We start from the raw sequence: 2,431 nt of genomic DNA, 5'->3' as shown, positions 1-2,431 counted from the left end.
GGTTCGAACCCGCCGGACAGAGCGCTCTTTCGGACGTCCGAGCAGACGACGCCTGCACCGGCAGCGGCCAGCGCGAGTGCGATCGCTCGACCGTGGCCGGAGCTGGCGCCGGTGACGACGGCGCCCTTGCCGATCAGTGGAGTGATGGGATTGCTGGACATGGTTTCCTCCTGCATTCGGGCTTCGGGTGCGGTCACTGTGCGGTGTATCCGCCGTCGATGATGAGTTCGGTGCCGGTGACGAACTTCGACTCGTCGGAGGCCAGATACACCACGCCATAGGCGATGTCGTCGGGTTCGCCCTGATGCCCCAGCGGGTGCATGTCAGCCAGCCACTTGAAGTAAGCCTCGGGACCGTCTGGGTGGATCGCGGCGAGCCGTTCGCTCAACGCGGTCCTGATCGAGCCGGGATGGACGGAGTTGAAGCGAATCTTGTCCTCGGCGTACACCACGGCGTCGGTCTTGGCCATCAACCGCACCGCCCCCTTCGCCGCGTGGTACAGCGGTACGTCCTTGTTGCCGACGAGTCCGTTGATCGACGAGATGTGGATGACGCTGCCCCCACCGCCGGACTTCATGTGCGGGATGACGTGCTTGGTGCAGAAGAACACGCCCTTGACGTCCACGTTGAAGAGTTCGTCGAACTCGTCCTCGGTTACCTCGTGGGTCGGCTTCTGAGCGCCGGGGATCGCGGCGTTGTTGACGAGAACGTCGATGCGGCCGAAACGCTCGACAGAGTCGGAAACTGCTGCTCGGACTTCGGCTTCCACGGTCACGTCCGCGACCGCGGCCAACGCTCGTCCGCCAGCGTCTTCGATGGCGGCGACGACCTCGATCGCCTTGGTGGCGTTGCGGTCGAGGACCACGACGGCGGCGCCCGCTTCAGCCAGCCGCAGACACGTGGCCCGACCGATTCCGTCAGCACCGCCCGTGACGATCGCGACCTTCCCGGACAACCGCGCTGGCGCGGGAACGGTGGGGGCTGTCATATGAGTTCTCCCTTCGTTGGCGCGAACGCCGAATGACTGATCAGGCGACGGCGTCGCCGGTGATCGCGGCGAGCAGCGCCGCCCTGTCGAACTGTGTGGCCGGCCGCGGTGGTGCGGCGATTCCCTTGCGCATCAGCACGATCCGGTCGCTGAGCTGAAGGAGCTCTTCGAGGTCGTCACTGAACACCAGCACGGTGACGCCGGAGTCGGCGAGCATCTCAATCTGCGCGTACAGCTCGGCCTTGGCTCCGATGTCCACGCCGGCGGTCGGTTGATCCAGCACCAGAACCTTGGGCTGAGCGGCGACGGCACGGGCGAAGAGCACCTTCTGCTGGTTTCCGCCGGACAACGCCGTGATCTGCAGGTCGGTGCGTCGCGGGTGGACGGCGAATCGCACGATCAGTTCATCGACGGTTCGTTCGAGGAGCCGTCGCCGCACACATCCGAACCGCGAGAGATTGCCGCGCAGAGCCGTCAATGCGACGTTCGACTTCACCGAGCGCTGCTCGATGATGCCCTCGCTCTTGCGATTTCCCGGCAGCATGAGCAGGCCGACGTCGACGGCGTGCCGCGGATTCCGGGGCAGGCCGTCGAAGTGGTCGACGCGAAGCCGGCCCCCGGCGCCGTCGATCGCACCCACCAGCGCCCGGGCCAGCTCGCTCCGGCCGGATCCCTGGATGCCCGCGAAGCCCATGACTTCTCCGCGCCCGACGGTGAGCGTGACCGGGGACAGCGCACCTGCGACGGACAGTCCGTGCAACTCGAGCGCGGGTTCGGCGTCGGCGCAGTCGATGGCGCGAGCACCCCGCCCAACGCCTTCGGTCATCGCCTCGAACTTGTCGCCGACCATGAGACGGGCGATCTTGGCCTGGTCGAGTTCCGCCCGATCACACGTCGTGATGCGTCGCCCGTCGCGTAGCACGGTCACCGTGGAGCAGACCGCGAGGATCTCCTCCAGGAAGTGGGAGATGTAGATGATGCCGACACCACGCTTGGCCAGCATCGCGATGATGTCGAACAGTCGCTCCCGCTCCGCCGCCGAGAGCCGCGCCGTCGGCTCGTCCATGACGAGGATGTTGGCCCTGCGCGCGACGGCTTTGGCGATCTCCACCATCTGCTGCTGTCCGACGGGCAGCTCTGAGACCGGGACGTCGGGGGGAACGTCGATGCCGATCTCGGCGAGTTCGTCAAGACTGCGGCGGCGTGCTTCCCGGTGCTTCATCAGACCGGGAATGCGGGCATCGGGTTCCCGGCCCAGCGCGATGTTCTGCGCCGCCGTCATGTCCGGCACCAACGAGAACTCCTGATAGATCACGGCGATGCCGGCACGCAGCATCGCCGCAGGCGAACTGCCTGTCAGCTGCACCCCATCGACGGCGATGGTGCCGCCGTGGTCGGCGTGGACTCCCGCGAGAATCTTCATCAGCGTGCTCTTGCCTGCAC

Annotated in this window: 2 protein-coding genes; both read right to left on the bottom strand. The window is 66.5% G+C overall.

Going from position 1 to position 2,431, the window contains the following annotated elements; translation table 11 throughout:
- Positions 1–193 precede the first annotated feature (193 nt).
- Positions 194–988, bottom strand: coding sequence for an SDR family NAD(P)-dependent oxidoreductase (locus ACRDUX_RS29150; RefSeq protein WP_526419028.1), 795 nt, complete (start codon positions 986–988; stop codon positions 194–196).
- A gap of 40 nt (positions 989–1,028) precedes the next feature.
- Positions 1,029–2,431, bottom strand: a 1,403-nt coding sequence (locus ACRDUX_RS29145; protein ID WP_526419027.1) for a sugar ABC transporter ATP-binding protein, incomplete at its 5' end; no start/stop codon positions are given.

This window comes from Mycobacterium sp. (assembly GCF_050701675.1).
Classification (GTDB): Bacteria; Actinomycetota; Actinomycetes; order Mycobacteriales; family Mycobacteriaceae; genus Mycobacterium.
The sequence above is the reverse complement of the archived record's forward strand: the minus strand, read 5'-3'. Positions and strand labels throughout refer to the sequence as shown.